We start from the raw sequence: 26230 nt of genomic DNA, 5'->3' as shown, positions 1-26230 counted from the left end.
CAGCTCAATTACCCGCCATATCAAGGTTTTGAAAGGATCAGAAATGTCCTGATGAAAACGTGTCCAAACGCAGCGAAAAAAATTTATTTTTCTTCTTCAATCTCTTTATTTTTCTCTTTTTCTATAAATAAATGGATTTCTTCTAAAAAAACATCCCCGTATTTCTCTCTTTTTTGAGCGCCTATTCCCTTAATATGGAGAAGTTCTTCTTCTGTTTTAGGCTGAACGGCTGACATTTCCTTCAAGGTTTGATCAGAAAATACAACAAATGGCGGAACGCCCTGCTCTCTCGCCAGCTTCATTCTCACCGCTCTCAGCTGCTCAAATAATGCATCGTTTTCTTGAATCGCCTCTCTTTTAACTGCCTGCTTTTTATACACAGCCTCTTGTCCGACTAACACTTTCTTCCCTTTATATGTCACTTTTAATGTTGGATAAGCCCCTTCAGACATGTGCAAATACTCTTCTGTAATTAAAAATTCGATGAAATCACTGATTTGCTGGGCTGATTGCTGCTTCATTAAAGCATATGTAGGAAGACGGTTGAAACCGAGGTCAAGCACTTTTTTATTTTTAGAGCCTGCCAGTACTTGTGCAATCATCATTTTTCCAAATCGCTCGTTCATTCTAACCGTACACGATAAAACCATTTGTGCTTCTCGAGTAACCTCTTCACGCTCTCTCTCATCAAGGCAATTGCTGCATTTTTGGCAAGGGGTACTTGCTGTTTGATCAAAGTAGTCCATCACAAATTGCTGCAGGCATTGCTCAGTGTGACAGTAATCGACCATTTGTCTAAGTTTAAGCAGTTCATGCTGATAACGCACTTCATCCTCTGTTGACTGTTCAATGAGGAAGCGCTGCATTCGTACGCCCTGCGGCGAAAACAGTAAAATGCATTCACTTTGGAGCCCGTCTCTGCCGGCGCGTCCAGCTTCTTGATAGTAGCTTTCAATATCCCTCGGTATTTGATGATGAATCACAAAACGGACATTTGACTTATTAATTCCCATGCCAAATGCAGATGTAGCGACCATGACCTGGATGTCATCATTTAAAAACAGGTTTTGCTGCTCTTCTCTCACATCATCATCTAACCCGCCATGATAAATGCCCGCTTTGATCTTTTGTTTCTTGAGCCGATTATAAATATTTTCAGCTTCTTTTCTTGTAGCAGTATAAATAATGCCGGACTCAAGCTTATTTTTCTTCATATAATGTGTGATAAAGCGGTCACTATTTTCTCCTTTGACCACCTGAAAAGATAAATTCTCTCTAGCAAACCCAGTAAAAATGGTTTCTTCTTCGTTCATGCCAAGCTGTTCACATATATCCCGGTGGACCTTTTTCGTGGCTGTAGCCGTTAATGCGACAATCACTGGCCTTTTTGTCAGCTGATTTAAGCATTCTTGAATAAAGCGATAGCTTGGCCTAAAATCATGCCCCCACTCAGATATACAGTGTGCTTCATCAATTGCAATTAAAGGGATCGTTAACCGATCAAGCAGCTGAAAAAAGCGTTCATTTTGTAAACGTTCAGGTGTAATATAAAGCAGCTGATATTCCCCATTTTCACATTTTTTCAGCCTTTTATTCATTTCAGCTGCTGAAAGTGTGCTGTTTAAGAAGGACGATCGTATGCCCATCTCATTTAGCGCATCGACTTGATCTTTCATTAGAGAAATTAGCGGGGATACTACGATTGTTGTTCCTTCCATCATCAAGGCAGGAATCTGGTAGCAAACCGATTTCCCTCCGCCTGTCGGCATAATGCAGACGGTATCCTTCTGTTTGTTTACAATCGATTCAATGGCTTGCTTCTGTCCCTCTCTAAAGGCGTCAAAGCCAAAGTATTGTTTCAGGAGTGCTTCTGCTTGTTCTAACATCCAATTCCCTCTCCGTCTTTTGTTTTGTCTATTTTAACATACATTCATGCCTCTTCCGGCTGTCTATTCAATTTCGTTTTTTCACAAAATAAAAAGCCATTTTCCGAAATGGAAAATGGCTTGAATGATCATAGGAAAAGCTGCGGATGCCGTAATCTAAGTAAGAAAGTTTTAAACCACCACTCCTCAAAGTGGGTGTTTGCAGAAACGTTCCTGTCTTCCTCGCTAAGGAGGCATGACATTCCGGCTTCAATATAAAACTCCCTATTACAGCTTAAAGGTTAAAACTTAATTAACATTACGCACATCGCAGCCTTTAAACTATATTACACGAAAGTTTATTAAATTTCAAGAGATCTTTTTTCTACGAAAGACTCATGTATACAAGTTATTTGTTTATGTGTACATAAGAAAAAATTATTCTGAAAAAATTTAACCTTCACTTATGATCCTATTTTTCCTCATCTACATCCACATCTTGCTCTTCCTCTAATCTTTCATACGTATCTGAATGCATCTGATCCATTGTTTCTCTATTCGTTAAATCGCGCATTTGATCGGAGAATGAACGGTCAAACTCGTTTGGATCTTGAGTGTTTTCTTCATTTTTCTTTGCATCGATTGAATAACGTGTATATGGAACTGCTTTTAAACGCTCGTATGGGATCTCTTTCCCTGTTTTCTCACATATCCCATATGTTCCGTCTTCCATTCGTTTCAATGCTGCATCGATTTCACCTTCAAGCTGATCATCAACTTGATCCAGCGTTTGTTCTGTCATGCGGTCTAAATAGATGCTCCCATGATCAGCGATATGATTCCCAACACCATTTGAAATCTCACTCGATTCAACGAGCATCGATTCTTCTTTCTTTTTTGATCCCTTCACATCTTCTTTTAACTGAATCAATCTTTCGTATAAATCAGCTTGTTGTTCTTTAGTTAAGCCCACGGTCAATCACTCCTTTCTCATTACCTTCCCGCTGAATGGGAAAAGAAAACATCAAAAAAGCCGCCGCCTATTTGGCAGCAGCTTTCTTCTCTTACAGATGGCGAAGTGCTTCTTCTACTGATTTATCGCCTTTCATCAAGTCAAAGGACTTATTTTTCACATTGGATTCTGTTAAGCTTTCCACAAGAACAATGGCTACGTCCTCTCTTGAAATCTCAATGTTTTGATCATCTGGAATATGTTCGGCAGCTTCAATCTTTCCTGTCTTCCCCTCATGCAGCAAGGCACCTGGACGGACAATCGTATAGGAAAGACCAGACTGTTTTAAGTGCTCGTCTGCTTTTCTTTTCGCTTCATAATAAGTTTCCATACTTCCTTGCCCTTTTCCTTGGTTCGGATCATCAGCATTATAAGCACTAAGCATAACAAAATGCTGGATGTTTTCTTTTTTCGCTGTATCAACGAGGCGTTTTGCACCTTCTTGATCCACCGCAATGGTCTTATCTGCGCCTGTTTTTGATCCTGAACCAGCTGCAAAGATGACAGCGTCTGCTTGTTTCACAGCATCGGTCACATCGTTTTCAAGATCACCGATGACAGGTGCTGCACCAAGTTCTTTTAGCGCATCAGCTTGTTTTTCATCTCGAATGAGAGCAAGCGGCTCATGTCCTTTTTCTTTTAAATAACGAATGACAAGTCTACCTGTATGTCCATTTGCTCCTGCAACCAACACTTTCATTGTTCATTCTCCTTTCTATATCTGTTTCATCTTTATCCTTTTTTTCTATCATTCAAACACTTAAGCAGAAAAAAGCCCTTCCCATCAGATGGGAAAGGCTTAGCAATGTGCGGTCTATAAAAATAAGAACGAAGAATGAGAAAAGTGCATATGATCTATGTAATCGCAAGATTGATCAGCAAAGATGTTTTGTCAAAATGGCTTGCACATCACTCAAATCCGTCTCTTTAGAAAAGTCGAGTTCAAATACTTTTGAGCTTGTGACAATCAGCATACCTGTGTCCTGATCAAACACGCCAGCTTCTTGTATGGCAAAACTTTCAATTGATCGATACGGCAAGGAGACCCTGACTTTCTTCTTAGAAAATACGCGGTTATCGCCAAAGATCAGTCGTTTATTAGTAAAGCAAATTTGGTCGTGACGCAGTCTGTAAACAGCCTCAATTCTTTCCCCTTCAATCAATAAGGATTCGAATTTCTTATCATTTTGTTTACTGACAGAAAAAATACCCACGTAAACCCCCTCTTCCTGCATCAAATTCCTTTATGACAAAACGGCCACACGGCTCTGTGGGTACGTTTTATTCTCACTTATAGAATACGCTATAAATGGTTGTTATTCCATTACGAATAGATTAAATTTCATTTAACTTTTACTTTTTGATCCGATGCTCTTTCCTCTACTTATTTAGACAGTTAAACCAGGAAAAAAGTTTCAGTTCTTTTCGAGAAAAATGCTGAATCATTCCAATAAAAAAACAGTGATTATGCCAAATCACTGTTTTTCAAATGACTATTCGTCTTTTGGTGTATCAATCGTTCCCTCGGCATACACATCGGAAATCTGTTCAAGCGTAATCGCCATATCAGCGTCCTCGTGTTCATGCCATGCATTTTGATTTTTCTGCTCGTCATTTTGCTGCTTTTTCATCATCATCACCCTTTACTGTTTTTCTTAGTATGAGTGATGACCCTCAAAATCATTCAGCCGAAATATCTTCGAAATACTCCTTGTAATACCCGCCTACTTTACCCGTATTGTCCACGACAAACAGGAATTCCTCTGTTTCATTTTTCACTTCATATGTGCTTCCAACCGTTAATGCCCGGTCAACCATATATTTTTTCGCGTTAGTATGTACACATTTTACTTGTTTTAACGTTTGAGCCGTTTGCCAGTTTTGATGGATCATGATTTAAAAACTCCTTTTTTCATCTATACATTTATTGTAGCCAAATTTTTGCGAAATGCAATGAGTGTTATGGATTGCTTTCAAACATGTCGTGTAATATGATAATTGTATACGTTTACATCTGTGTGCGTATACAAATTCGTTGCATGTCCGCTTTCCCACCTAGAACTCGCAGAAAACAATCCATATCTTTAAGGAGGTTTGTTTATTTATGAGCTCTACAACACTTCAAATTAGTTCAAAACTCGAATCTTTTCTCCAAGGGACGAAAAAACTCTACATTAATGGTCAGTTTGTCACAAGTCACGATAACAAAACCTTTTCTACTCCTAACCCAGCCACAGGTGAAACCCTTATTGATGTATATGAAGCAGGTGCAAAAGATATTGATGAGGCCGTAAAAGCAGCAAAAAAAGCCTTTCATGGTCCTTGGCGCTCAATGTCTGCCGCTGAACGCGCCCGCCTCATGTTCAAGCTTGCTGATTTAATGGAAGAAAATCAAGAAGAGCTTGCACAGCTAGAAACTTTAGATAACGGAAAACCAATTAATGAAACAACAAATGCAGATATCCCCCTCGCTATTGAGCACATGCGCTATTATGCGGGCTGGACGACAAAAATGAATGGACAAACCATTCCTGTCAGTCAAGGATATTTTAATTATACCCGCCATGAACCGGTTGGGGTTGTAGGACAAATCATCCCATGGAACTTCCCGCTGCTTATGGCCATGTGGAAAATGGGCGCCGCACTTGCAACAGGATGTACCATCGTTTTAAAGCCAGCAGAACAAACGCCGCTCTCTGCTCTTTATTTAGCAGAATTAGTGGACAAGGCCGGCTTCCCAGAAGGCGTGATTAACATCGTTCCTGGATTTGGTGAAACAGCCGGAGATGCCTTAACTGATCATCCTGACGTGAATAAGCTTGCCTTCACAGGGTCAACAAGTGTTGGAAAATTAATTATGGAGAAAGCGGCTAAAACCATTAAGAGAGTCACATTAGAGCTTGGCGGAAAATCACCGAATATTATTTTGCCAGATGCAGATTTAAAGAAAGCCATTCCAGGTGCTTTAAATGGTGTCATGTTTAACCAAGGCCAAGTATGCTGCGCAGGCTCCAGAGTCTTTGTTCACCGGAGCCAATATGATGAAGTGGTCGATCAAATGGCCAAATATGCAGGATCACTCAGACAAGGCGCTGGTCTTCATCAAGATACGCAAATTGGACCTCTTGTAAGTAAAGAACAGCACGAACGCGTGTTAGGCTATATTGAAAAAGGTAAATCCGAAGGGGCAACAGCCGTTGTCGGTGGCGATTGCCCTTATGAGGCTGGTTATTTTGTCTCCCCTACTATTTTTAAAGATGTAGAAGATGAAATGACCATTGCCAAAGAAGAAATCTTCGGACCTGTCTTATCTGCAATTCCTTACGATTCCATTGATGAAGTGGTTGAACGAGCCAACCAGTCTGAATATGGATTAGCAGCAGGACTTTGGACAGAAAACTTAAAGCATGCCCATGATATCGCTGCACGTCTTGAAGCAGGAACGATTTGGGTCAACTGCTATAATGTTTTTGATGCCGCCTCCCCGTTTGGAGGATATAAGCAATCAGGTCTTGGCAGAGAAATGGGATCATATGCCCTTAACAACTATACAGAAGTCAAAAGTGTATGGATTAATCTCCAAGACTAATGACGTTAAGAAAGTCGGTGACCCTGTCATCGGCTTTTTTGTGTTTGCATGTGACAGGCCGGCTCCTGAATATAGTATGAAAGGAAAGGAGCATGGCCGCTTATGCAAGATTTTCATACAAAAGTAAACGAATTTATCGAAGAATTGCACATGCAAATGCAGCGTAGACAACGAGAAGATGGCGCCTTTGTTTTCTGCTTTGAAGGTCCAATGATGACAAATGCTTTTTTGATTATGCTGTTAAAGGCTGTTGGTGATACGGATCAGGCTTTGGTTGATCAATTAGCAGAAGCAATACGCGAAAAGCAAAATGAGGATGGGTCTTTTTCTTTGTATCATGATCAAACGGGCCATGTAACTGCCACTGTGCAAGGCTATTGCGGAATGCTTGTTTCAGGCAGGTTTCAACAAGATGAGCCGCATATGGAAAAAGCAGCGCAATATATTCGATCAAAAGGTGGATTAAAGAACGTTCACTTTATGACAAAGTGGATGCTCGCCGTCAACGGCATGCACCCTTGGCCGTACTTCTATGCACCACTTTCATTTTTACTCGTCCCTACATACTTTCCGCTGCACTTCTATCACCTTAGTGCATATGCAAGAATTCACTTTGTGCCAATGATGATTGCACTCAACAAACGATATACCTCTCATGAGAAATTCCCAAGCCTAGCACACCTTGATGCAAACATGACTAAAAATCCATTTGACTGGTTTATGGCAACAGAAGAACGTTCCACTCATCACTTTCTGTCTTACATGCGATCGTATACAGCACTTGACAGCCGGCTGGACTTTTTCGGATATGAAGCAGCAAAGCGATATATGTTTGACCGCCTTGAAAAAGATGGCACGCTGTACAGCTATTTAAGTGCAAGTATTTTTATGGTCTATGCACTGATGAGCCTTGGCTACTCACCGGGACATCATCTCATTTTAAAAGCAGTCAAAGGCATGAAAAAGCTAGTCACAAACTGTCAGGGCAGAATGTATGCAGAAAATTCCACATCCACAGTTTGGGATACAGCACTTGTCAGTTATGCTTCTCAAAAAGCTGGCAAAAAACAAGAAGACCCAGTCATCACAAAGTCTTTCTCATACTTACTGAATCGGCAGCAAATGAAGAAAGCAGATTGGGCGATCCATAACCGGCATGCTGCTCCGGGAGGCTTTGGTTTTTCAGATATCAACACGAATAATCCTGATTGTGATGATACACAAATTGTCTTAAAAGCCATTCCTCGAACGTACGCACCAATTCAGTGGCAACGAGGATTTCATTGGCTTCTTTCCATGCAAAACCGTGATGGCGGGTTCTCTGCTTTTGAAAAAAATCAAGATCACTTCCTGCTTCGACATCTGCCGCTTGAATCTGCGGAGGATGCAGCGATCGATCCATCGACTCCCGATATTACAGGCCGTGTGCTTCATCTCATTGGTCTTGAAGAGAAAAACATGTCACTACCTATTCACAGCCAAAAAGATCAATGTGTTAAGTGGCTCCTAGATCATCAAGAGAAAAATGGATCATGGTTTGGCAGATGGGGTGTTTGCTATATTTATGGAACGTGGGCAGCATTAACAGGACTAAAAGCTGCCGGCATCCCCTCCACCCATCCTGCTGTTCAAAAAGCGTGCCGATTTTTAAAGCAGATTCAACGAGAAGATGGCAGCTTCGGAGAATCGTGTAAAAGTGCAGAGGTAAAAACGTACGTCCCTCTCCCGTTTGGCACAGTGGTTCAGACCGCTTGGGCAGCAGAGGCACTTTTACAATATGAGAAGCCTGATGACAAAACGATTTTAAAAGCCATCTCATTTTTGATCCATCATCAGCACACGAGTGAAGCCTTGTACTATCCAGTAGGCATTGGCCTGCCAAAGCAATTTTACATCACCTATCATAGCTACCCTTTTGTTTTTCCCATGATGGCTTGTTCTACATTTTTAGAAGAAATGAGGCGTAAGAATGAATAAGGAAGAGTATCGAATGCAGCTCAAAGAGTGGCTTAGCTCCATTCAACCCGCTATTCAAGATGACAACATCCGTCAGAAAGTAGACCATTTATGGTTCTCAATGGATGATGAACATTCCAGTGAACAAGAGTGGTACGAACTGGCAGAACGTATTGCTGAGAATATGAAACCACAAGAAGACATGCGAGAGGTAGCAGCTGGAAGTCACAAGTTACCTCCTCTCCCTTACCGGTATGATGCACTAGAACCGTTTATTTCAAAAGAAATTATGTATTTGCATCATCAGAAGCATCATCAATCATATGTAGATGGTTTGAACCAAGCTGAGCTTGCATTAAAAAATGCAAGAAGAACCAATGATTTTAAAATGATCAAACATTGGGAACGGGAGCTTGCTTTCAATGGTGCGGGGCACTATTTACATTGTATTTTTTGGTTTTCCATGAGTCCTTCAGGAAAACGAAAGCCCACTGGACAAATGCTTCGTCTCATTGAACAATCGTTTGACAGCTATGATGCATTTAAATCTCAATTTTCAGCAGCGGCCAAACAAGTAGAGGGTGTTGGCTGGGCTATTCTCGTATGGGCGCCAAGATCCCAGCGATTAGAGATTTTACAAGCAGAACGCCATCAATTTTTGTCACAATGGGACGTAATCCCCCTCCTAGCGCTTGATGTATGGGAGCACGCCTACTATCTTCAATATCTGAATGAAAAACCGAAATACGTAGATCGTTGGTGGAATGTAGTCAACTGGCATGAGCCAGAAGCAAGGCTTAAGCAAGCACAGCAAGTGAAATGGACCCCTTTTTAAGACGATGCTCCATATAGGCAAATGCTTATATGGGGTATTTTTAGTTTACATAATTTTATTATTAACACCTTTATAAAGAATGGGTTGTTTTTTCAGAAAATTCGTTTAAAATAGGAAAGATATGTGAGGAAAGTGAGATGAAGCAATGAATGAACATTCTTTTAACCATTAGTCAATTTGCAGGAAGAACCTTTGCAATCTGGGTCATTATCTTTGCATGTCTTGGATTTGCTTTTCCTGACGTATTTTCTCAGATTGGACCGTATATCCCTTTTTTACTAGGCGTCATTATGTTTGGGATGGGGCTTACGTTATCCGGTGAAGATTTTAAGGAACTTTTTCGTAAACCTCTCTATGTGCTCATCGGGGTTTTGGCGCAGTACACACTCATGCCGCTGATCGCCTTTCTATTAGCTTACGGATTACGGCTGCCGTCTGAAATTGCAGTAGGCGTTATTCTTGTGGGCTGCTGCCCAGGTGGTACAGCATCCAATGTCATGACTTTCTTGGCAAAAGGCAATATGGCATTATCCGTAGCGGTCACAACTATATCGACCCTTCTTGCTCCCTTTTTAACGCCTCTCTTTATCTATATTTTTGCAAGATCATGGTTACCTGTATCACCGGAGGCATTATTTTTGTCGATTGTCCAAGTTGTGCTAATTCCTATTATCTTAGGTGTTATCGTTAAGGTGTTTTTCAAAAAACAAGTAAACTATGCGGTTCAAGCATTGCCGCTTGTATCTGTTGCTGGAATTGTGTTGATCATTGCAGCGGTTGTCAGTGCAAATAAAGAGCAGATTCTTCAATCTGGATTGCTGATATTTGCCGTTGTTATATTACATAATGCACTTGGTCTCTTATTTGGTTACCTGATCGCAAAGTGGTGCAAAATGGATATCCCTTCTCGTAGAGCGATCTCGATCGAAGTAGGCATGCAAAACTCCGGGCTCGGTGCAGCCCTTGCGACAGCACACTTCTCACCGCTCTCAGCCGTACCAAGTGCGATTTTTAGTGTATGGCATAACTTATCTGGTTCCTGGCTTGCGACGTATTGGTCAAAACGAGGACAACATGACAGCGAAAAGAAAAAAAGCTAGTACCTTAATAGGTGCTAGCTTTTTATAATTGAAGATTATCCTTCAAGTAATAACTGCTCAGGATCTTCAAGCAGATTTTTAATCGTAACGAGGAATCCAACTGCTTCTTTACCATCGACAATACGGTGGTCATAAGAAAGAGCTAAATACATCATTGGACGGTTCTCAAAACGTTCTTCATCAATTGCCACCGGACGAAGCTGAATTTTATGCATACCTAAAATTCCAACTTGCGGGCTGTTTAAAATCGGAGTTGAAAGCAGAGAACCAAATGTTCCGCCGTTTGTGATCGTGAATGATCCACCTTGTAACTCATTAAGAGACAATTTGTTATCTCTTGCTTTTTTCGCAAGATGACCAATTTCTTTTTCAATCCCCGCAAATGACAATCTGTCTGCATCACGGACAACCGGTACGACAAGTCCTTCGTTTGCAGCAACAGCGATGCCGATGTCATAGAACTTCTTCAAGACAAGCTCATCACCTTGAATTTCTGCATTAAGCAGCGGATATTTCTTCAGTGCTGCTACAACTGCTTTTGTAAAGAAGGACATGAAGCCAAGCTTGACATCATTTTGTTCTAGGAAGGCATCTTTACGACGCTTTCTTAAATCCATCACAGCTGTCATATCGACTTCATTAAATGTCGTCAGCATCGCTGCCGTTTGTTGAACTTCAACTAAACGTTTTGCAATTGTTTGTCTGCGGCGTGACATTCTTTCACGTTCAACTGGCTTTCCTGGTTGTTCAGTTTGCACCGCAGCATTTGCTTTTGGCGCGGCTTTCGGTGCACTTGCAGGTGCTTCATTCTTTTGATAAGAAGCGACATCCTGCTTTCGTACCCTGCCCAGCGGATCTACGGTTGGAATCTCAGATAAGTCTAATCCCTTCTCTCTCGCTAGTTTTCTAGCTGCAGGAGAAGCGATGGTTCTGCCATTACCAGCTTTCGGCTCTTCTTTCACTGCTTCTTCTTTTTGAGCAGCTGCCGGTTCTTCTTTCGAAGCTGGTGCAGAAGCTTGTTCAGGTGCTGGAGCTGCGGACTCGCTTCCGCCAGCTTCACCTGCTGCAATCGTTCCGATGACCTCTCCAACTTGTACTGTGTCACCAGAATCTTTCAGCACTTCTTTTAGTACACCAGATTCTTCAGCAGTCAGTTCGACATTGACTTTATCTGTTTCAAGTTCTAGCAGGTACTCCCCCTGCTCCACATAATCGCCCGGCTGCTTTAGCCATTGAGCAATCGTTCCTTCCGAGATTGATTCCGCTAATTCAGGTACTTTAATTTCCGCCATTTTTCATTTCCCCCTTAGTTTTTGCGAGTCAAGCTATCAGATACAATTCGTTCTTGTTCTTTTTTATGCACAGTTGGATCACCCTCAGCCGTACTTGAACGTCTTCTTCGGCCGATGTAACGTACTTTTACTTTTTCAGGCGCAATTTCACGTAAATATGGCTCAATGTATCCCCAAGCTCCCATATTTTGTGGTTCTTCTTGCACCCATACGATTTCTTCTAAGTTTGTCAGCTTTGTTAAAATTCCTTTAATATCTTTGGCTGGGAACGGATATAGCTGTTCCACTCTTGCAACGTGAAGCCAATCTTTCGGCTCTTCCATTTGAGTAAAACGATCACTAATATCAATGGATACCTTCCCGCTAGATAGCACGAGACGCGATACTTTTTCGTGATCATGTACAAGACCTGGCTGTTCAAGAACTGGACAGAACTGTCCATCCGTTAATTCTTGGACTTCAGACAATGTGTTCGGGTTACGAAGCAGACTCTTCGGTGTCATAATGACAAGCGGACGAATCTCTTCACGAAGCAGCATTTTCGCCTGTCTTCTAAGAATATGGAAATATTGCGCTGCACTTGTCAGGTTCGCAACTGTCCAGTTATTCTCAGCAGCTGATTGCAGGAAGCGCTCTGTTCTTCCACTTGAATGCTCAGGACCTTGTCCTTCATATCCATGCGGCAGCAGCATGACTAAACCTGATTTTTGTCCCCATTTTGCACGGCCTGCTGAGATAAATTGATCGAAATACACTTGAGCCGCATTTGCGAAGTCTCCGAATTGAGCTTCCCAAATCACTAACGTTTCAGGAGAATAGACATTATAACCATATTCAAACCCGATGACTGAGCCTTCTGACAGTGGACTATTATGAACAGTAAACGATGCATTTGCATCACTCAGTTCATGAAGAGCAATAAATTCATCACCCGTTTGACTGTCGTGAAGAACAAGGTTTCTTTGAGCAAAAGTACCACGCTCTGAATCCTGTCCGGTCATTCGAATTGGCGTACCGTCTTTTAATATTGATGCAAATGCGAGTGCTTCCCCAAGTGACCATTCTACTTTACGGTCATCTGTAAACACTTTTGCACGTTTTTCAAGGATCCGCTTCAGCTTTCCAAATACTTGGAAATCATTCGGCCAGCTGATCAATTCTTCATTCAGCTTTCGCAATACATCAAATTCTACTGATGTATCCACTGCTGGGAAGCCGTTTGATACAGGTTCTGGCAGTTCGATTTCTTGAATCGTATGCTCTTTCTTCGAAGGCACCTTTTTATAGGCTTCTTCTATTTTAGACGTCACAGCCTGCTCGATTTCTTCACGCTGTTCTTTTGTCAAAAGACCTTCTTCGACAAGTTTATCTGCAAAGATATTCTTGACCGTTTTGTGCTTTCTGACCGCATCGTACAGCATTGGCTGAGTTGTAGAAGGTTCATCCATTTCGTTATGACCGTATCTGCGGTAGCCGATCAAGTCAATAAGGAAATCCTTCTTGAAACGTTTGCGGTATTCTACAGCTAGCTGAACAGCCGCTAAACACGCTTCTGGATCATCTGCATTGACGTGAACAATAGGAATCTCAAACCCTTTTGCAAGGTCACTTGCATATTTCGTCGAGCGAGATTCATTGCTTTCCGTTGTAAACCCGATCATATTGTTGGCAATAATATGGATGGTTCCGCCTACTTGATAGCCTACAAGCTGGCTTAAATTTAATGTTTCTGCCACAATTCCTTCACCAGGGAATGCTGCATCCCCATGAATTAAGATGGCTAACGCTTTTTCAACGTCTTGAACTGGATAGCCTTTTTGAGTACGTGATTCCTGAGCGGCACGCGTGCTTCCTTCAATGATTGGATCAATGAATTCCAAGTGACTTGGGTTATTAGCAAGCGTGACTCTAGCACTCTTTGTATCTTCGTCTTTGATTTGACGGTCAGCTCCAAGATGGTACTTAACATCCCCTGTCCATCCGTAGCTGATGCCAATAGAGCCTTCTGATGGAACGAGCTCTTTATTTGGCGCATGCTGGAATTCTGAGAAAATGATCTCATATGGCTTTCCTAGCACATGTGCTAATACATTTAAACGGCCTCTGTGTGCCATTCCAATGTTAATATTTGAAGTCCCTTGTGTAACAGACTCTGAAATAATCTCATCAAGTACTGGAACAAGTGCGTCTAAACCTTCTATAGAAAAGCGCTTTTGCCCAACAAATGTTTTATGAAGAAACTGCTCGAACTGCTCAACTTCTGTTAATCTCTTGAATACAGAAACTAATTTATCTGCTGGTTTTTTCTTAAATAGTTCACCAGACTCGATCGATTTTGAGAGCCAGTTTCGCTCTTCGAAGTCATGCACGTGATCAAACTCAAATGAAATGGTACGCTTATACGTATTTCTCAAATGGTTAATGGCTTCTATGCCGTTTGAAATGTGTTTTGGTGCATCCGGACTAATAATAGAAATCGGAATATTCTTGACATCTTCTTCTGTTAAACCGTACTCCTTTAAAGGAAACAGCTCTTGTAGTTCCTTTTCTTTGCGAAGAGGATTGACGGAAGCATTTAAATGGCCATACGTTCTGATGTCTTCTGCCAGTTTAACGACTGATGCTATCTTTTGGATTTGTTCAGAAGTAACTACGCTATTTTCTTTTTTCCCAATTTCCTCCTTCATTTCACTCGGTGGTGCACCAAGTTCATCAAATATGCCTCTTAGATCTTCATCAACACTAGTAGGATCCTGGACATACTGATCGTAGAGCTCGAGCACATAGCCGAGGTTCGGACCATGAAATTCTTCCCAACTCAACGGTTGTTTCACATCATTTTGAAACATTTTGAACACTACCCCCAACTTTGATCATCAAGTGATTGAACACTATCTCGATATAACTTCCAGAACACAATGACCAAATTTATGTAATAAAACGCTTCCAATAATATTCTACCACTGTTTTGGATTACTTTCTACATTCTTTGTTCAATTAAAGATAAAAAATTCACAGAAAAACAAAAAATTTAAATCATTCCGAAAAATAATTTGAAGAAAGGGGCAAAACCTTATGCCCCAATGCTTTTATGCAGCAGTTTCTTCAGTAATGGATATAAAACATCTGGCAATGTATCGACATCTGGTACAAAAATGCTGAACTTGCCATACATATCTTGAATGGTTTTCATCTGCGATTCTTCTATCGGCGAATTGGATAAAAACACATTGATTACCTCAATGCCCTTTTTCCTCGCCTCAAGAACTGCTTCATGCGTATCGACAATCCCATTTTGTTCGTAGCTGAACGCAGCTGGCTCTCCGTCTGAAAAGACAATCAGAAACTTTTGCTCTTCTCTTCGTTTTAAAATCATCTTAGTCATTTGGCGGATCGCATAGCCATCCCGGTTATCCTCTTCTGGCTCAAGAGACATAATGGAAGGACCTGCATCAAATAGAGAATCTTTGAACGACACGACTGTGTTGAAGTAGTTTGGCTGACTTGTCTCAGTCACGTCGTTTGTATCTTCCCAAAACCCAACAATTTGATGTGGAACTTGCACGGATTTTAACGCTTCATGAAATAGAACAATGCCCTTTTTCGTCTCATCCATCTTGTCAAACATGCTCGCTGAACAGTCAACTAATAAGGTGAAAACAGCATCAATCTGCGAAGATGGTGCCTGTTTTTTATAGAAAAGACGCGGATTAGATTCTGTAAAATAGCGAATCAGCTTTTTGCTGAGACGTCCTGCATGAAGGTCTGTTTTAGGCCATGATTTTTTATGTTCAAGAGTTTTTTGGATCATTTGTTTTAAGCGTTTCTGGTAAGGCTCAATTTCCTTCGCATGCTGCTTGTATACATCGATTTGTTCTGGCCTAGGAGGATCTGGTGAAATCATGACTGGAAACGCATATTTGTTCTCTTTTCCATTTTCATGACCGTCTGCTCCGCTTTCTTCACCTTCAGCCTCTTCCAGCGCCTCAAGCTTTGAATAATCTTTTCGGTGTGTTTGCTTTGCAGAGCCTTGGACAGTTCCGAGTGCCTGATCTCCGTCATCACCTTCTCTTGCTGCATCCTTACCAAGATCACTTTTACCGCCGTGCTCTAAATCAAATTGAAGGAAGCTTTTGGATGGCGCTTCGGTTTCTCGATGCCACACTTCCATATACTCTTGGTGAATGTCTTCATCGCCTTCTTTTTCTCTGTCGACTTTGATGTCCTCACTTAATTTAGGTTTTCTTTTTAAGTCATGGAACAGCGGTTCTTTTGCCGCTTGTTCATAGTCCAATTCAGGGAAGAAAAAGTACGTATTCAGCATGTCCTTTTCAAGAAGCTCATCGAAGCCTTCCATTAATTCTTTTACAATAACTGCGATGTCTGCTGTTGAACCCGCATCATATACACGTTCAAGACTTGACTCAATAAACGGAATCATCGGGTTGATCTCCTCATGAAGAGGCGGGATCTCTTCGAGCGGAGAATCAGCTGTCAGCTTCACATAAATCGCACAAAAGAGTGCATCCGTTAAAATGCTTCGTTCTTGGTTAATTGTTAATTGCGTCTTAAAGTGACGCCGGTATAACTCTCTTCTTCGTTTAAATACCTTTTTTGTTCCAGGGCGGCTTCGTTTAATCCGCTCTTCAATTCGGATATCTTCAAACAGCATAAACAATTGTTTACATACATCAGGAATGGATAATGTATGGGCATAGCGAATGATCTCCTGAAATACAGTAAGATCGCTATAAACCGTCCCTACTGCACGAAGGAACACATCGCTTTTCAGCCCTGCTATCATATCTTCTTGTTTACGATCATCCCAAAAATGACTGATGAAAATTTTCTTTTCAAACGGTTCATAGTAGGACTGCACACCGTATTCAAGCTCGACATCATCACTTTTTGCTAACGTTTTGGCTAAATCCGTTAATTCCATAAATAGAAATGAATCGATTCTGCTGTCATTAAATTTGATGAATTTCAAAAGTCAGAACCTCACTCGAATAATGTTTGGGCGATATTTCTTACCGCTGCTTTTTCCCGGTCATCTTCCAGCTTTTCAACAATCCCTCGTTCAACGGCACGAAGCGGCGGGATGTATTGCGCAAGATCACAAGTATCTAAGAGCGCACGGATGGATGCTGCTTCTTCACTCACCTGTCCGTTATGAGCTTGTGTAATCAGGTCTGATGAGAGCTGTACGAATTGATCGATTAACCGCTCATCTTTTAAAACAGATTGAGATTGCAGTACATCTTTCAGGATACCGCCGCCGATATATGGAACGTCAATGACAACAAAACGATTTTTTAACGCTTCATTTAGAGGCACTGTGCCGACATATCCTTCATTGATTGCTGCAATGACGCCAAAGCCTTCTTCTGCTTTAACTACCTCACCTGTAAATGGGTTTGTCATCATTTTTCTGTAGTCGAGTACACCGTTTAAAATAGGCAATGTTTCTGGCTTTGCCATGTTGATTTCATCAATATATAAAAGATGGCCTTTTTTCATTGCTTTCGTCACAGGTCCTTCAATAAATTCAATCGAAGCCACCTGACCATCATTGTGGATGGTTTTATAGCCAATCAAGCTTTCAGCATCAAGATCTACCGAGCAGTTCACACTGTGCATCGGCTGCTGAAAGAAAGCGGATAATGTTTCTGCTAGTTTTGTTTTACCTGAGCCGGTCGGTCCCTTTAAAAGAACGTTTTTTCCTAGTGCTAATGCAATCATGGCATCTTGAATGATAGAAGTATCCTGTGATTCATAGCCGCCTGTTCCAATAAGGGGACGAAATTCTTCTTCCAGCATTTTTGCTTTTGCTTCAATCATTGCTTGAATTTCTTCTGGGAGTGATTGTTCGTTAAACATGTATGATTAATTCCTCTCTTCGATCATTTTCCTCACCAAGTATACTAAAAAAACCTTTATGCACTCAATACATAAAGGTTAGACTTCTGTTATTTTACCATTTCTTTTGTGATCGCTCCGCAAGCGATCCGTTTCCCTGAGTTCCCAGAAGGGTTACTTAAGTAATCATCTGCTTCTGCATGAATGATAAAACTTCGCCCATTTTGATCGATTAATTGATTTGGGCCTCCCTTTAACGTCACATCTGGTACATTCACGACAACATCAATTTGTCCATCTGCCCCTACCTCTAAATTAGGCATATCTCCAGCATGGTGCCCCTTTGGATTGTCAAAACCATGCTCTCTATGGGTTGGATTAAAGTGAGCCCCTGCCGTTTCAAAATCTGGCGCTTCACATATTCCTGTTTCATGAATATGAAAACCGTGAGGACCTGGCGGCAGTCCTTTCGCTTTCACATGCAGATCCAGCCCATTTTCTGAGGACTCTCTTATTTCAATGCTTCCTATTTTTTGTCCGCTTTCGTTTATGAGTGACGTCGTGACTGGTGCTTGTTTAGGTGCGGCAACTTCGCTTGTTTCTTCTGTCGTTTCTTTTTTCGGCGGTGCATGACATGCTGATGTGGTAAAGATCAAACATATCATGATCATCCACACTGACTTTTTCATTTGTGACTGCCCCCTTTTGTTATCAGTATGGACAATCACAGCAGCGGGCAAACAAAAAAAGCCGAAAATCGGCTTTTTTTAGAAGAAACGTTTTGCACCTAAGTAGGCTTTTTTCCAATATGGGTTGCTTAAGTTCGAGATTCCTACTCCATTGTCACTTGCATGAAGGAAATCTCCCCCTCCAAGGTATAGTCCCATATGAGAAGGGCCCGCTTTGTACGTTGTAAAATAAACAAAATCTCCAACTTGAGGTGTGCTTACAGAAGTCATCATATTCCAGTAGCCTGCTGTGCTTAATCTGGATACAGATGAAACCTTGTTAATGAGATAGTAAACAAAGCCGCTGCAGTCAAATCCTGCGGGTGTATTACCGCCCCATCTGTAAGGAACGCCTGTCAGCTTTTTCCCTTCTTGGATCATTGTCGTGATCTTTGCATTCATTGGTACATCATTTTTGTTATTGTCGACTGGCTTTGTTGAACCGTTAGACGTAGAGCCATTCGTTCCAGTTGAACCGGAAGCTGCACCATTGATTTTTAATACTTGTCCAATTCTAAGCACATCACTTTTCAAGCTGTTGGCTGTACGGATCGATTGAACCTGTACTTTGAATTGATTCGCAATTTTCCATAAGGAATCGCCTGATTTTACAGTATAAGATGTTGTTTTCCCGCTAGAAGACTGGTTACTGTTTGAATTGTTTGGTTTAGTAGGTTTCGGCTGACTTGGTTTTGATGCAGCCGTCCCTTTTACTTTCAATACTTGATTCGGATAAATCATATCAGATTTTAATCCGTTCAATGTTTTGATTTCACCAATCGACATATTTAGCGAATTCGCAATTTTCCAAAGTGAATCCCCTAATTTGACCTTGTATGTACTTGATGATGATGAACTATTTGAGTTCGTAGGCTTATTGCTTGAGCTGGAATTTGAAGATGAGTTTGAATTTGATGACTGGCTTCCACTCGTCTTCGTGCTTCCAGATACCTTTAGCTTTTGACCTGGTCGAATCAGGTCGCTGTTTAAGCTGTTTAGGCTTTTTAAGCTCGCAACTGACATTTTATGATTTTTTGCAATCAGCCATAAAGAATCTCCAAGTTTCACAGTATAGCTGGAAGTCGTAGAAGCACTTGACTTCGTTGCTTTTGATCCTGTTGATGAACTGGATTTCTTGCTTTTTTCGCCAGGAATTTTCAAGCTTTGTCCTGCAAAAATCATTGTCGTTTTTAATTGATTAAGAGATTGAAGCTCCGAAATACTTGTATTGTACTGTTCGGCAATCTTCCAAAGTGAGTCCCCGCTTTTCACCTTGATCGTCTGTGCTTCTGCCGGTGCTGCGAACACAGCTGAGCCAGCGATCGCTGAAACTGTGAGGCCGGTTACTACTTTTTTCTTCATAGAGGAATCTCCGCCTTTCATGATTTTGTCCAATAAGACTTATGTACTAGTTTTGAGTTTAGCATTTAATGGTTCTGCTTCTCTTGCACTATTTTATCTTTATTTCTATTATATTACTCGACATGAAGACGTTGGGCAATAACAAATAGGCTAAAGCAGCCAACTCAAAATGCTAAAACAAAGCCATATCGTTTCTATCGGCTGTTTGTTTTATTTATAAACATTTTTCAAGGAATTTTTAAGTTGACGTTTAGAAATTTGTCAAAACAAGCACGCTGCTAGTTTCATAGTTTTATTCTACATGACAAATTTTTCTGTATCAAATGACTTTTTACTTAATTGGCTGTTTTTTCTCCGCAAAAAAAAAGCATCCTTCGGAATGAAGAATGCAGCGTTCGTTTTTATTTTCTTATTTCCGGATCTTTTACGGTAAGCGGATAAAGCACGCCTTCTTTCGCAAACGACATTTTCCCCGTTTCTTCTGACACGACAAGAACAAGTGCATCAGTCATACCAGAGAGACCGATCGCTGCCCTATGCCTTGTACCGAGCGAAGGGCTCACTTTTTTTGATGTGAGCGGCAGCACATTTGCAGCAGAAACAAGTGTATTTTCTTTGACTAAAAGAGCACCATCATGCAGTGGATTTCCCGGGTAGAAAATGCTTTCTATTAAGGAAGCACTAATTTTCGCATGAAGGTTTGTCCCTTTTTGAATAAAATCCTCAACCTCATCCCGTCTTTGAATCACAATGAGTGCGCCATGCTTTTGTTTTGATAAATTCTCAATGGCTAAAGAAAATTGAGCAAATCCTGGTGTGAATTCTTCCATATACGCTTGTAAATAAAACGACGAAGCCTCTGCATGCATTTCATTAAACTGATCATGCAATGATTCGAGATCACAAAGTAAGCACTGCTCTGTCTCATCAAGAGAATCAATGATGTCACTTGCATCTTTCATAATGTTCATCAAATGTGTTCTCATTCCTGCTTTAAAGATCACTTCTTCGTTCGTCCGATGGATCATCTGACCTTTTCCCTCCTTCTTTCGCTTGTTGTTATAAAATAGCAAATTGTGCACATTCTATTTGTATGGAGGTGAACTTAATATGACCATTCAGAAAATCATCCAATATGCTTGCAGCATTTTAGGTGTTGTCAGTCTTTCTTTTATTTATGCCCAAATGTTTAAAAAAACGAAGCCATCTAAGAAAAATAATCCGACGGAGAATTGATTTTTTTACATAGCATGATATAATTCCTCTCGTTATTTCTGTTCAGAGAGGAACTTATGATGAGAGAAACGAATAGTATTCGAGCAAAGCTGACACTATTTTTAACCATTTTGATTCCGATTTTAATTACCCAAGCAGGTCTTTCGCTTATTACCTTTTTAGATACGGTGATGTCTGGAAAAGTGAGTGCAGAAGACCTTGCGGGTGTTGCGATCGGTTCTAGTATTTGGACACCTGTTTATACCGGACTTGCCGGTATATTGATGGCTGTTACTCCGATTGTGGCTCAGCTGATGGGGGCTGGGCATAAAGAAGATGTTCCCCGAGCTGTCTTTCAGGCGATCTATTTGTCCTTTCTTTTAAGTATCGCTGTGATTGTTATTGGTACGATCAGCGTTCCTTACATACTCGGAGGACTTGGACTCGAGCACTCCGTAGAGGATATTGCCCGGCATTTTCTCAGCTTTCTTGCTTTTGGCATCATCCCGCTGTTTGGTTATTCGGTGCTGAGGTCATTTATTGATGCATTGGGGAAAACACGTGTGACGATGTTCATCACTCTCACAGCACTTCCAATTAACTTTGTGTTAAATTATGTATTAATTTTTGGAAATTTTGGTTTTCCAAAGCTTGGCGGTGCGGGTGCCGGCCTTGCATCTGCAATGACGTATTGGGCGATTTTCATCATGAGTATTTGTATTGTTTTCAAAGCAGAACCATTTGCCTCATTTCGTTTGTTTCAAAAACTGCCTCGATTGAATATCTCCCGTATAGGGCAAATTCTGAAAATTGGTCTTCCTATCGGGTTTGCAATCTTTTTTGAAACGAGTATCTTTGCAGCAGTGACCCTATTAATGGGGCACTTTGATACCATTACTATCGCCAGTCACCAAGCAGCGATGAACTTTGCTTCTATCCTCTATATTTTACCGCTTAGTATTTCAATGGCGTTAACAATCGTTGTTGGCTTTGAAGCGGGGGCAAAGAGGTATAAAGACGCGCAAAGCTACAGCTATATCGGCATTGGAACGGCGGTTTTATTCTCGTTATGTACGGCCGCACTCATCTTGTTATTCAGACCAGAGATCGCTGGTTTATATACAACTGAATCAGCTGTTTTACAAATGACACAGCACTTTTTGATTTACGCGATCTTTTTCCAGCTGTCAGATGCGATTGCTGCACCCATTCAAGGTGCTCTGCGCGGCTATAAAGATGTGAATTATACGCTGATTGCTGCTTTTGTCTCTTACTGGGTGATCGGTCTTCCTGCCGGTTATCTGATTGGCACATATACCTCATTTGGGGCGTTTGGTTATTGGATCGGACTGATTGCCGGGCTTGCCGCCGGTGCCATCGTCCTCTTTATCCGTCTCAAGTTGATTGAAAGACGATATTCATTCTCAAATACATAATCAACCGAATCCTTCTCGGTTGATTTTTTATTTGATACACTACTCATCAAATGTTCATCATTAGATAACTTAATTGCTTATTTTTTTACTGCCCGGAAGCAGGAGGCATGAAAAGGTCATTGTTATTTTAATTTACGGACTTTTTTACTTTTAAATAGAATGTGATGAAAAGAGAGACAATGACGATCAGAAATAACATAACATAGCCGACATTTGATTTTCCTGCTGGTACCACTGTGATCGTTAAAATACCGATAAGCGAAATCTGACCTAATAACTTAAACGCATTGATTAAAGAGTTGACACGTCCCATAAACGCATTATCAACATAATGAAACAGATAGCTTTTTCTAAAAATTCTAATTGATGCATTTGCGTTTCCCAAAAGAAAACTTGCTGCAATAAATGTGAATGAATGAGGAATTATGAAAATAGCCATTATTGAGGTGGCAAAAAGAATCATAAACAAGATAATTCCCGGAATATCCTCGACTTTCTTCGACATTTGATACGTGATGAAGCCGGCGCTAATTGCTCCGATTGCGTAAAAAATATTTGCGATACCAATCACTGAAGGCCCCTCATTCAAGAAATGATAAACAAAAATCGGATCCAAATAATTTGCCACAATAATGACAATGCTAGGCACAAAAGTTGTTAATAAAAGAACAAACACAACTTTACGATGAAAAAGATATTGAAGTGATGATGTGAAATTCGCCCAATATGATACACTTTTTGTAGAATGGGATTGTTCCTTAATTGAACTGCTAGATTGATAAGGCAATTTATAAATGAGGATTGATGCGATAACGTATGTGATCACATTCATAATCAATATAAGGGTTATCGATATTTGTCCGATCAAACAAGCGGCTAAACCAGAGCTAATCATTAATGCTGCTTGACCTTGAACTTCTAAACTGCTATTCACTTTGCTATATTCACTTTGATTAAACATTTCCTGAGTTAGAGCTGATAAAGTTGGATATTTTATTGAGTCATATGTCGTATTGTACAAGGTCAATAAAACAACAAGTATCATATTAAGAAGTTTTGAAATATCAAAGAGAATGAGAAAAATAAACAGTGTGACTGCACCAATGATCTCTAATTTAAGAAATATGCTTTTTCGAGAGTGTCTATCAACCAAGCTGCCTAAAAAGGGCGAGGAAAAGAACACAAAAGCCATCGTAACCATAGTTAAAATACCATATAATACTGACTGATTTAATTGGTCTACTAACAACCAAATAATTAAATAAGAAGTAACTCCTGTACCCACAGTAGAAATAAGATTTGCCGCTAATAACAATCTTAGCTTGCCCATTATGATATCTCCCTTTTTGAATAAAATGTTCCTTCTACTGAATTTCAAATGATTAATATTCAGATAAATAGGTGTATAGGTAGAAATAATAGCAAATTTCATAACAAAATTCGCTTTTCAATAGGTGAAATTTACCATATCATATATTTTCAGTCAATACATAAAAAGGATGAGAAATATATTTCTAATAAAGAATTTGTTTCAATGATAGCTGTTAGATAAAAAAGAGAAAGAGGCTGTCAAAAACATATCGACAGCCTCTTTCTTATTTAATCATTCCATTGGTACGTCCAGAAAATTTCTTCATCGAACCATTTTTGGACGACTGGTTCTTTGTTTTTCAGCTTTTGTTCAAGCTCTCTCAGCATGCCTTCTGTTTGCGTTCTATGCGCTCTCAGTGCATTTAATTTGATATCTGCAACATCTGTAATATCAATCACAATATCGGCATTTCCAAGTACTTCTTCTCTATTTTTCGTAATGGCCATGCAGTATGTGACAGGACGGTCTTCTTTTTTCTTGCGGTATAGAGCACGAATCACAGCTTCGCCTGTCGCATCATGATCAGGATGGACACCGTGTCCTGGATAAAACGTCACAATGAGTGTCGGTTTGACTTCATCAATAATGGTTTCCATCACATCTGCCAAATACTCGTCGTCTTCAAATTCCAATGTTTTATCACGCAAGCCAAGCATACGTAAGTCTGTGATATCCATTTCTTTGCAGGCATTGATTAATTCCTGTTTTCTTAATTCAGGAAGTGTTTCACGGTTAGCATATGTTGGGCTGCCCATATTTCTGCCCATTTCCCCAAGTGTCCCGCATGCATACGTGACGGGAATTCCGCGTTTTCTGCTTTGTGCAATGAGACCTGCAACCCCAAAGGATTCATCATCGGGGTGAGGCAGCATCACTAGTACATGTTCGTTCATGACTTGTCACCCTTTCTTCTACACCTGAAATGGTGTTTCACTAATTTGTAATGAGATCGCTAGTTTCCCGTCTGGCAAGTGCCCAGCTAAAAGCAGTCGGCCTTTGTCATCAAACACATAATCGGTTAATCCTTCTGCGTAAATCCAGCCATCTTCTGTTTTCATTCCAACACGGTATGGACCTTGTCCTTTTATTTTCGCCTGTGAATAGACGACTTTCGCGTTGCGGATATACGCCACAACCGTCATATTTTGTTCATTTACATGAGCTGAATAAGAACCAGTTGTCGTTTCAAGATGAACGAAGACTGGACGATTTAAAAACGATTCGAGATGTGCTGTGACATCTTCCGTTTGAATTGGTTTCATGAGTGGTTCCTTCCTTCATTTTGAATTAATTCTCGCAGCTTTTTCGTATGTAAGCTGATCAGCTGCAGCTGATGATCATGCTTAAGCTCACTATCTAAAATTCTTTCCACAGCAAGCACATACTTTTGGTGCAATGATTTTCTCGCCCGTGGGTGTGTTCGTGCATCCAGTAAATCATCACAGATTGCCTCGTGTAAAGAAGACATATCATCAACATCAAGCTGACGATTTTTCCATAAAGATTGATAGGCGGCTGCAAGCTCATGAGCTGACGACATATGATCACCTCTACAGTTTTGGTAACAACTTATTATGACATGATCCGCCTGCAAAAAAAAGCAAACTGCTCGTTTAGCTTAATGAGAATTCGCTGTTTTTTTCATGCGTAATTGAGAGGTGGTAAACAGTAAAATCGCCACCCAAATACAAAGAAACGTCACAATTTTAGCTGCGGATAAGTGTTCGTGATAGACAAACAGCCCTAAAAACAGCGTAATCGTCGGTGCAATGTATTGCAGAATGCCCACTTGATAAAGTGGAATTCTTTTTGCGCCTTCTGAGAATAAAAGAAGCGGCACGGCTGTAAAAACGCCTGCAAAAAATAAGAGACCGAGCGACCCGAAGCTGTTAGGATTCATAGTCACCACAGGTTCTTTTAAGAAAAATAATAAGTACACAAGTGCAGCCGGTGCGAGAAGCAGCGTTTCAATCGTCAAACCAATCGCGCTCGTGAAGCTCATCCTTTTTTTAATCAAACCATAAAAACCGAAGCTAAGGGCCAATAAGAAAGCAACGACAGGAAATGACCCGTATTGAACTGTTGAAAGGATCACCCCAAATGCAGCAATGAAGATGGCAATGGTTTGCAATTTATTTAGTCGTTCTTTTAAGAAAATAATACCTAATAGAACGGATACAAGCGGATTAATATAGTACCCTAAACTTGCTTCTAGCATAAGACCATGATTGACTGCCCAAATGTATACATACCAGTTAACTGAAATTAAAATAGCAGATAAAAGTAATGAAAAAAATGCTTTACCATCCAGTAGGAGACCCTTTACTGTCTGCATCGCTGGGCGGACTTGTTTTAAATACAAAAGAATACCGCACATAAACACAAATGACCATAAAATTCTGTGCGCTAAAATTTCGCCTGACGAAATATGCTCCATCAGCTTCCAATATAATGGGAATAAACCCCAGAGTGTAAAAGATGCTGCCGTGTAGAGAACACCTTTTGATTGCTGTTCGTTCAATGTAACCATCCCTTTCTAAATCTAACGTATATTATAGCACGCACGCAGGTGAATGGGCATATACTAATTCAGGGCATTTAGAAAGGAT

The 26230-nt window shown here is 40.6% G+C and carries 24 protein-coding genes and 1 other RNA gene; 6 read left to right on the top strand and 19 right to left on the bottom strand.

Annotation, left to right across the window (positions count from 1 at the left end; all coding sequences use genetic code 11):
- Positions 1-83 precede the first annotated feature (83 nt).
- The 7 genes from recQ to JVX94_RS04440 all read right to left on the bottom strand — a co-directional run bounded on the left by recQ (position 84) and on the right by JVX94_RS04440 (position 4770).
- Positions 84-1886: a DNA helicase RecQ gene (gene recQ, locus JVX94_RS04470; RefSeq protein ID WP_205184648.1), complete on the bottom strand. Its 1803-nt coding sequence runs from the start codon at positions 1884-1886 to the stop codon at positions 84-86.
- 133 nt (positions 1887-2019) lie between these two features.
- A non-coding RNA gene (gene ssrS / locus JVX94_RS04465) (6S RNA) lies at positions 2020-2205 on the bottom strand.
- A gap of 132 nt (positions 2206-2337) precedes the next feature.
- Complete coding sequence (locus JVX94_RS04460) at positions 2338-2838, bottom strand: TraR/DksA family transcriptional regulator (protein ID WP_111926555.1); 501 nt, start codon at positions 2836-2838, stop codon at positions 2338-2340.
- A gap of 91 nt (positions 2839-2929) precedes the next feature.
- Positions 2930-3577 (bottom strand): SDR family oxidoreductase, encoded by a 648-nt coding sequence (locus tag JVX94_RS04455; protein ID WP_111292994.1) that lies wholly within the window; start codon positions 3575-3577, stop codon positions 2930-2932.
- A 175-nt stretch (positions 3578-3752) separates the two neighbouring features.
- Positions 3753-4091 (bottom strand): PH domain-containing protein, encoded by a 339-nt coding sequence (locus JVX94_RS04450; protein ID WP_095408782.1) that lies wholly within the window; start codon positions 4089-4091, stop codon positions 3753-3755.
- Positions 4092-4370: 279 nt separating this feature from the next.
- A complete protein-coding gene (locus JVX94_RS04445) occupies positions 4371-4508 on the bottom strand; it encodes a DUF4025 domain-containing protein (RefSeq protein WP_075611524.1) in 138 nt (45 codons plus the stop codon).
- A 49-nt stretch (positions 4509-4557) separates the two neighbouring features.
- Positions 4558-4770, bottom strand: coding sequence for a DUF6501 family protein (locus JVX94_RS04440; protein ID WP_024422683.1), 213 nt, complete (start codon positions 4768-4770; stop codon positions 4558-4560).
- A 211-nt stretch (positions 4771-4981) separates the two neighbouring features.
- Between JVX94_RS04440 and JVX94_RS04435 the strand changes: the two genes are divergently transcribed.
- The 4 genes from JVX94_RS04435 (at position 4982) to JVX94_RS04420 (ending at position 10357) form a co-directional block, all read left to right on the top strand.
- Positions 4982-6466 (top strand): aldehyde dehydrogenase family protein, encoded by a 1485-nt coding sequence (locus JVX94_RS04435; RefSeq protein ID WP_095408783.1) that lies wholly within the window; start codon positions 4982-4984, stop codon positions 6464-6466.
- A 102-nt stretch (positions 6467-6568) separates the two neighbouring features.
- Positions 6569-8443 carry a terpene cyclase/mutase family protein gene (locus JVX94_RS04430; protein ID WP_205184646.1) on the top strand — a complete coding sequence of 625 codons (1875 nt, stop codon included), beginning with the start codon at positions 6569-6571 and terminating at the stop codon, positions 8441-8443.
- Positions 8436-9257: a superoxide dismutase gene (locus JVX94_RS04425; RefSeq protein ID WP_095408785.1), complete on the top strand. Its 822-nt coding sequence runs from the start codon at positions 8436-8438 to the stop codon at positions 9255-9257. Before JVX94_RS04430 ends, JVX94_RS04425 begins: the two co-directional genes overlap by 8 nt.
- A gap of 149 nt (positions 9258-9406) precedes the next feature.
- Positions 9407-10357 (top strand): bile acid:sodium symporter family protein, encoded by a 951-nt coding sequence (locus JVX94_RS04420; RefSeq protein WP_205184644.1) that lies wholly within the window; start codon positions 9407-9409, stop codon positions 10355-10357.
- Positions 10358-10392: 35 nt separating this feature from the next.
- On the opposite strand, the gene odhB is transcribed toward JVX94_RS04420, so the two are convergent.
- From odhB to cdaS, 7 genes are all read right to left on the bottom strand, one after another.
- Positions 10393-11649, bottom strand: coding sequence for a 2-oxoglutarate dehydrogenase complex dihydrolipoyllysine-residue succinyltransferase (gene odhB, locus JVX94_RS04415; protein ID WP_034280584.1), 1257 nt, complete (start codon positions 11647-11649; stop codon positions 10393-10395).
- A 14-nt stretch (positions 11650-11663) separates the two neighbouring features.
- Positions 11664-14498 carry a 2-oxoglutarate dehydrogenase E1 component gene (gene sucA, locus JVX94_RS04410; RefSeq protein WP_144470861.1) on the bottom strand — a complete coding sequence of 945 codons (2835 nt, stop codon included), beginning with the start codon at positions 14496-14498 and terminating at the stop codon, positions 11664-11666.
- Between the two features lie 224 nt (positions 14499-14722).
- The gene (locus JVX94_RS04405) at positions 14723-16639 is read right to left on the bottom strand and encodes a vWA domain-containing protein (protein WP_205184642.1); all 1917 of its coding nucleotides are present in this window, start codon (positions 16637-16639) and stop codon (positions 14723-14725) included.
- Positions 16640-16650: 11 nt separating this feature from the next.
- Positions 16651-17529 (bottom strand): ATP-binding protein, encoded by an 879-nt coding sequence (locus JVX94_RS04400; RefSeq protein WP_095408789.1) that lies wholly within the window; start codon positions 17527-17529, stop codon positions 16651-16653.
- An 89-nt stretch (positions 17530-17618) separates the two neighbouring features.
- A complete protein-coding gene (locus JVX94_RS04395) occupies positions 17619-18197 on the bottom strand; it encodes a superoxide dismutase family protein (RefSeq protein ID WP_205184640.1) in 579 nt (192 codons plus the stop codon).
- A 78-nt stretch (positions 18198-18275) separates the two neighbouring features.
- Entirely contained in the window at positions 18276-19598 is a 1323-nt protein-coding gene (locus JVX94_RS04390; RefSeq protein WP_144484389.1) for a C40 family peptidase, read from the bottom strand.
- Positions 19599-19999: 401 nt separating this feature from the next.
- On the bottom strand, positions 20000-20626 hold the full coding sequence (cdaS, locus tag JVX94_RS04385) for a sporulation-specific diadenylate cyclase CdaS (RefSeq protein ID WP_044332896.1): 627 nt from the start codon (positions 20624-20626) through the stop codon (positions 20000-20002).
- Positions 20627-20708: 82 nt separating this feature from the next.
- On the opposite strand from cdaS, the gene JVX94_RS19665 reads away from it, so the two are divergent.
- The gene (locus tag JVX94_RS19665; RefSeq protein WP_008359993.1) at positions 20709-20834 is read left to right on the top strand and encodes a hypothetical protein; all 126 of its coding nucleotides are present in this window, start codon (positions 20709-20711) and stop codon (positions 20832-20834) included.
- A gap of 59 nt (positions 20835-20893) precedes the next feature.
- On the top strand, positions 20894-22249 hold the full coding sequence (locus JVX94_RS04380; RefSeq protein WP_144470867.1) for an MATE family efflux transporter: 1356 nt from the start codon (positions 20894-20896) through the stop codon (positions 22247-22249).
- A gap of 127 nt (positions 22250-22376) precedes the next feature.
- Here JVX94_RS04380 and JVX94_RS04375 read toward each other — a convergent pair whose 3' ends face one another.
- From JVX94_RS04375 to rarD, 5 genes are all read right to left on the bottom strand, one after another.
- Complete coding sequence (locus JVX94_RS04375) at positions 22377-23579, bottom strand: MFS transporter (RefSeq protein WP_205184627.1); 1203 nt, start codon at positions 23577-23579, stop codon at positions 22377-22379.
- Positions 23580-23848: 269 nt separating this feature from the next.
- Positions 23849-24514 carry a bacillithiol biosynthesis deacetylase BshB2 gene (gene bshB2, locus JVX94_RS04370; protein ID WP_048239423.1) on the bottom strand — a complete coding sequence of 222 codons (666 nt, stop codon included), beginning with the start codon at positions 24512-24514 and terminating at the stop codon, positions 23849-23851.
- An 18-nt stretch (positions 24515-24532) separates the two neighbouring features.
- Entirely contained in the window at positions 24533-24883 is a 351-nt protein-coding gene (locus JVX94_RS04365) for a YojF family protein (protein WP_095408795.1), read from the bottom strand.
- Complete coding sequence (locus tag JVX94_RS04360) at positions 24880-25161, bottom strand: hypothetical protein (protein WP_095408796.1); 282 nt, start codon at positions 25159-25161, stop codon at positions 24880-24882. The genes JVX94_RS04365 and JVX94_RS04360 overlap by 4 nt, the downstream gene beginning before the upstream one ends.
- A gap of 78 nt (positions 25162-25239) precedes the next feature.
- Complete coding sequence (gene rarD / locus JVX94_RS04355) at positions 25240-26151, bottom strand: EamA family transporter RarD (protein ID WP_240193798.1); 912 nt, start codon at positions 26149-26151, stop codon at positions 25240-25242.
- Positions 26152-26230: the final 79 nt, after the last annotated feature.

The sequence above is a fragment of the Bacillus sp. PDNC022 genome (genome assembly GCF_016919285.1).
In the GTDB taxonomy this organism is placed as follows: domain Bacteria; phylum Bacillota; class Bacilli; order Bacillales; family Bacillaceae; genus Bacillus; species Bacillus safensis.
The sequence above is the reverse complement of the archived record's forward strand: the minus strand, read 5'-3'. Positions and strand labels throughout refer to the sequence as shown.

Coding starts and splice junctions, on each gene's coding strand:
- recQ (WP_205184648.1), bottom strand. CDS start 1,886: ATGTTAGAACAAGCAGAAGCACTCCTGAAACAATACTTTGGCTTTGAC.
- JVX94_RS04455 (WP_111292994.1), bottom strand. CDS start 3,577: ATGAAAGTGTTGGTTGCAGGAGCAAATGGACATACAGGTAGACTTGTC.
- JVX94_RS04445 (WP_075611524.1), bottom strand. CDS start 4,508: ATGAAAAAGCAGCAAAATGACGAGCAGAAAAATCAAAATGCATGGCAT.
- JVX94_RS04440 (WP_024422683.1), bottom strand. CDS start 4,770: ATGATCCATCAAAACTGGCAAACGGCTCAAACGTTAAAACAAGTAAAA.
- JVX94_RS04435 (WP_095408783.1), top strand. CDS start 4,982: ATGAGCTCTACAACACTTCAAATTAGTTCAAAACTCGAATCTTTTCTC.
- JVX94_RS04430 (WP_205184646.1), top strand. CDS start 6,569: ATGCAAGATTTTCATACAAAAGTAAACGAATTTATCGAAGAATTGCAC.
- JVX94_RS04425 (WP_095408785.1), top strand. CDS start 8,436: ATGAATAAGGAAGAGTATCGAATGCAGCTCAAAGAGTGGCTTAGCTCC.
- JVX94_RS04420 (WP_205184644.1), top strand. CDS start 9,407: ATGAACATTCTTTTAACCATTAGTCAATTTGCAGGAAGAACCTTTGCA.
- odhB (WP_034280584.1), bottom strand. CDS start 11,649: ATGGCGGAAATTAAAGTACCTGAATTAGCGGAATCAATCTCGGAAGGA.
- sucA (WP_144470861.1), bottom strand. CDS start 14,498: ATGTTTCAAAATGATGTGAAACAACCGTTGAGTTGGGAAGAATTTCAT.
- JVX94_RS04400 (WP_095408789.1), bottom strand. CDS start 17,529: ATGTTTAACGAACAATCACTCCCAGAAGAAATTCAAGCAATGATTGAA.
- JVX94_RS04395 (WP_205184640.1), bottom strand. CDS start 18,197: ATGAAAAAGTCAGTGTGGATGATCATGATATGTTTGATCTTTACCACA.
- JVX94_RS04390 (WP_144484389.1), bottom strand. CDS start 19,598: ATGAAGAAAAAAGTAGTAACCGGCCTCACAGTTTCAGCGATCGCTGGC.
- cdaS (WP_044332896.1), bottom strand. CDS start 20,626: ATGATCCATCGGACGAACGAAGAAGTGATCTTTAAAGCAGGAATGAGA.
- JVX94_RS19665 (WP_008359993.1), top strand. CDS start 20,709: ATGACCATTCAGAAAATCATCCAATATGCTTGCAGCATTTTAGGTGTT.
- JVX94_RS04380 (WP_144470867.1), top strand. CDS start 20,894: ATGAGAGAAACGAATAGTATTCGAGCAAAGCTGACACTATTTTTAACC.
- JVX94_RS04375 (WP_205184627.1), bottom strand. CDS start 23,579: ATGGGCAAGCTAAGATTGTTATTAGCGGCAAATCTTATTTCTACTGTG.
- bshB2 (WP_048239423.1), bottom strand. CDS start 24,514: ATGAACGAACATGTACTAGTGATGCTGCCTCACCCCGATGATGAATCC.
- JVX94_RS04365 (WP_095408795.1), bottom strand. CDS start 24,883: ATGAAACCAATTCAAACGGAAGATGTCACAGCACATCTCGAATCGTTT.
- JVX94_RS04360 (WP_095408796.1), bottom strand. CDS start 25,161: ATGTCGTCAGCTCATGAGCTTGCAGCCGCCTATCAATCTTTATGGAAA.
- rarD (WP_240193798.1), bottom strand. CDS start 26,151: ATGGTTACATTGAACGAACAGCAATCAAAAGGTGTTCTCTACACGGCA.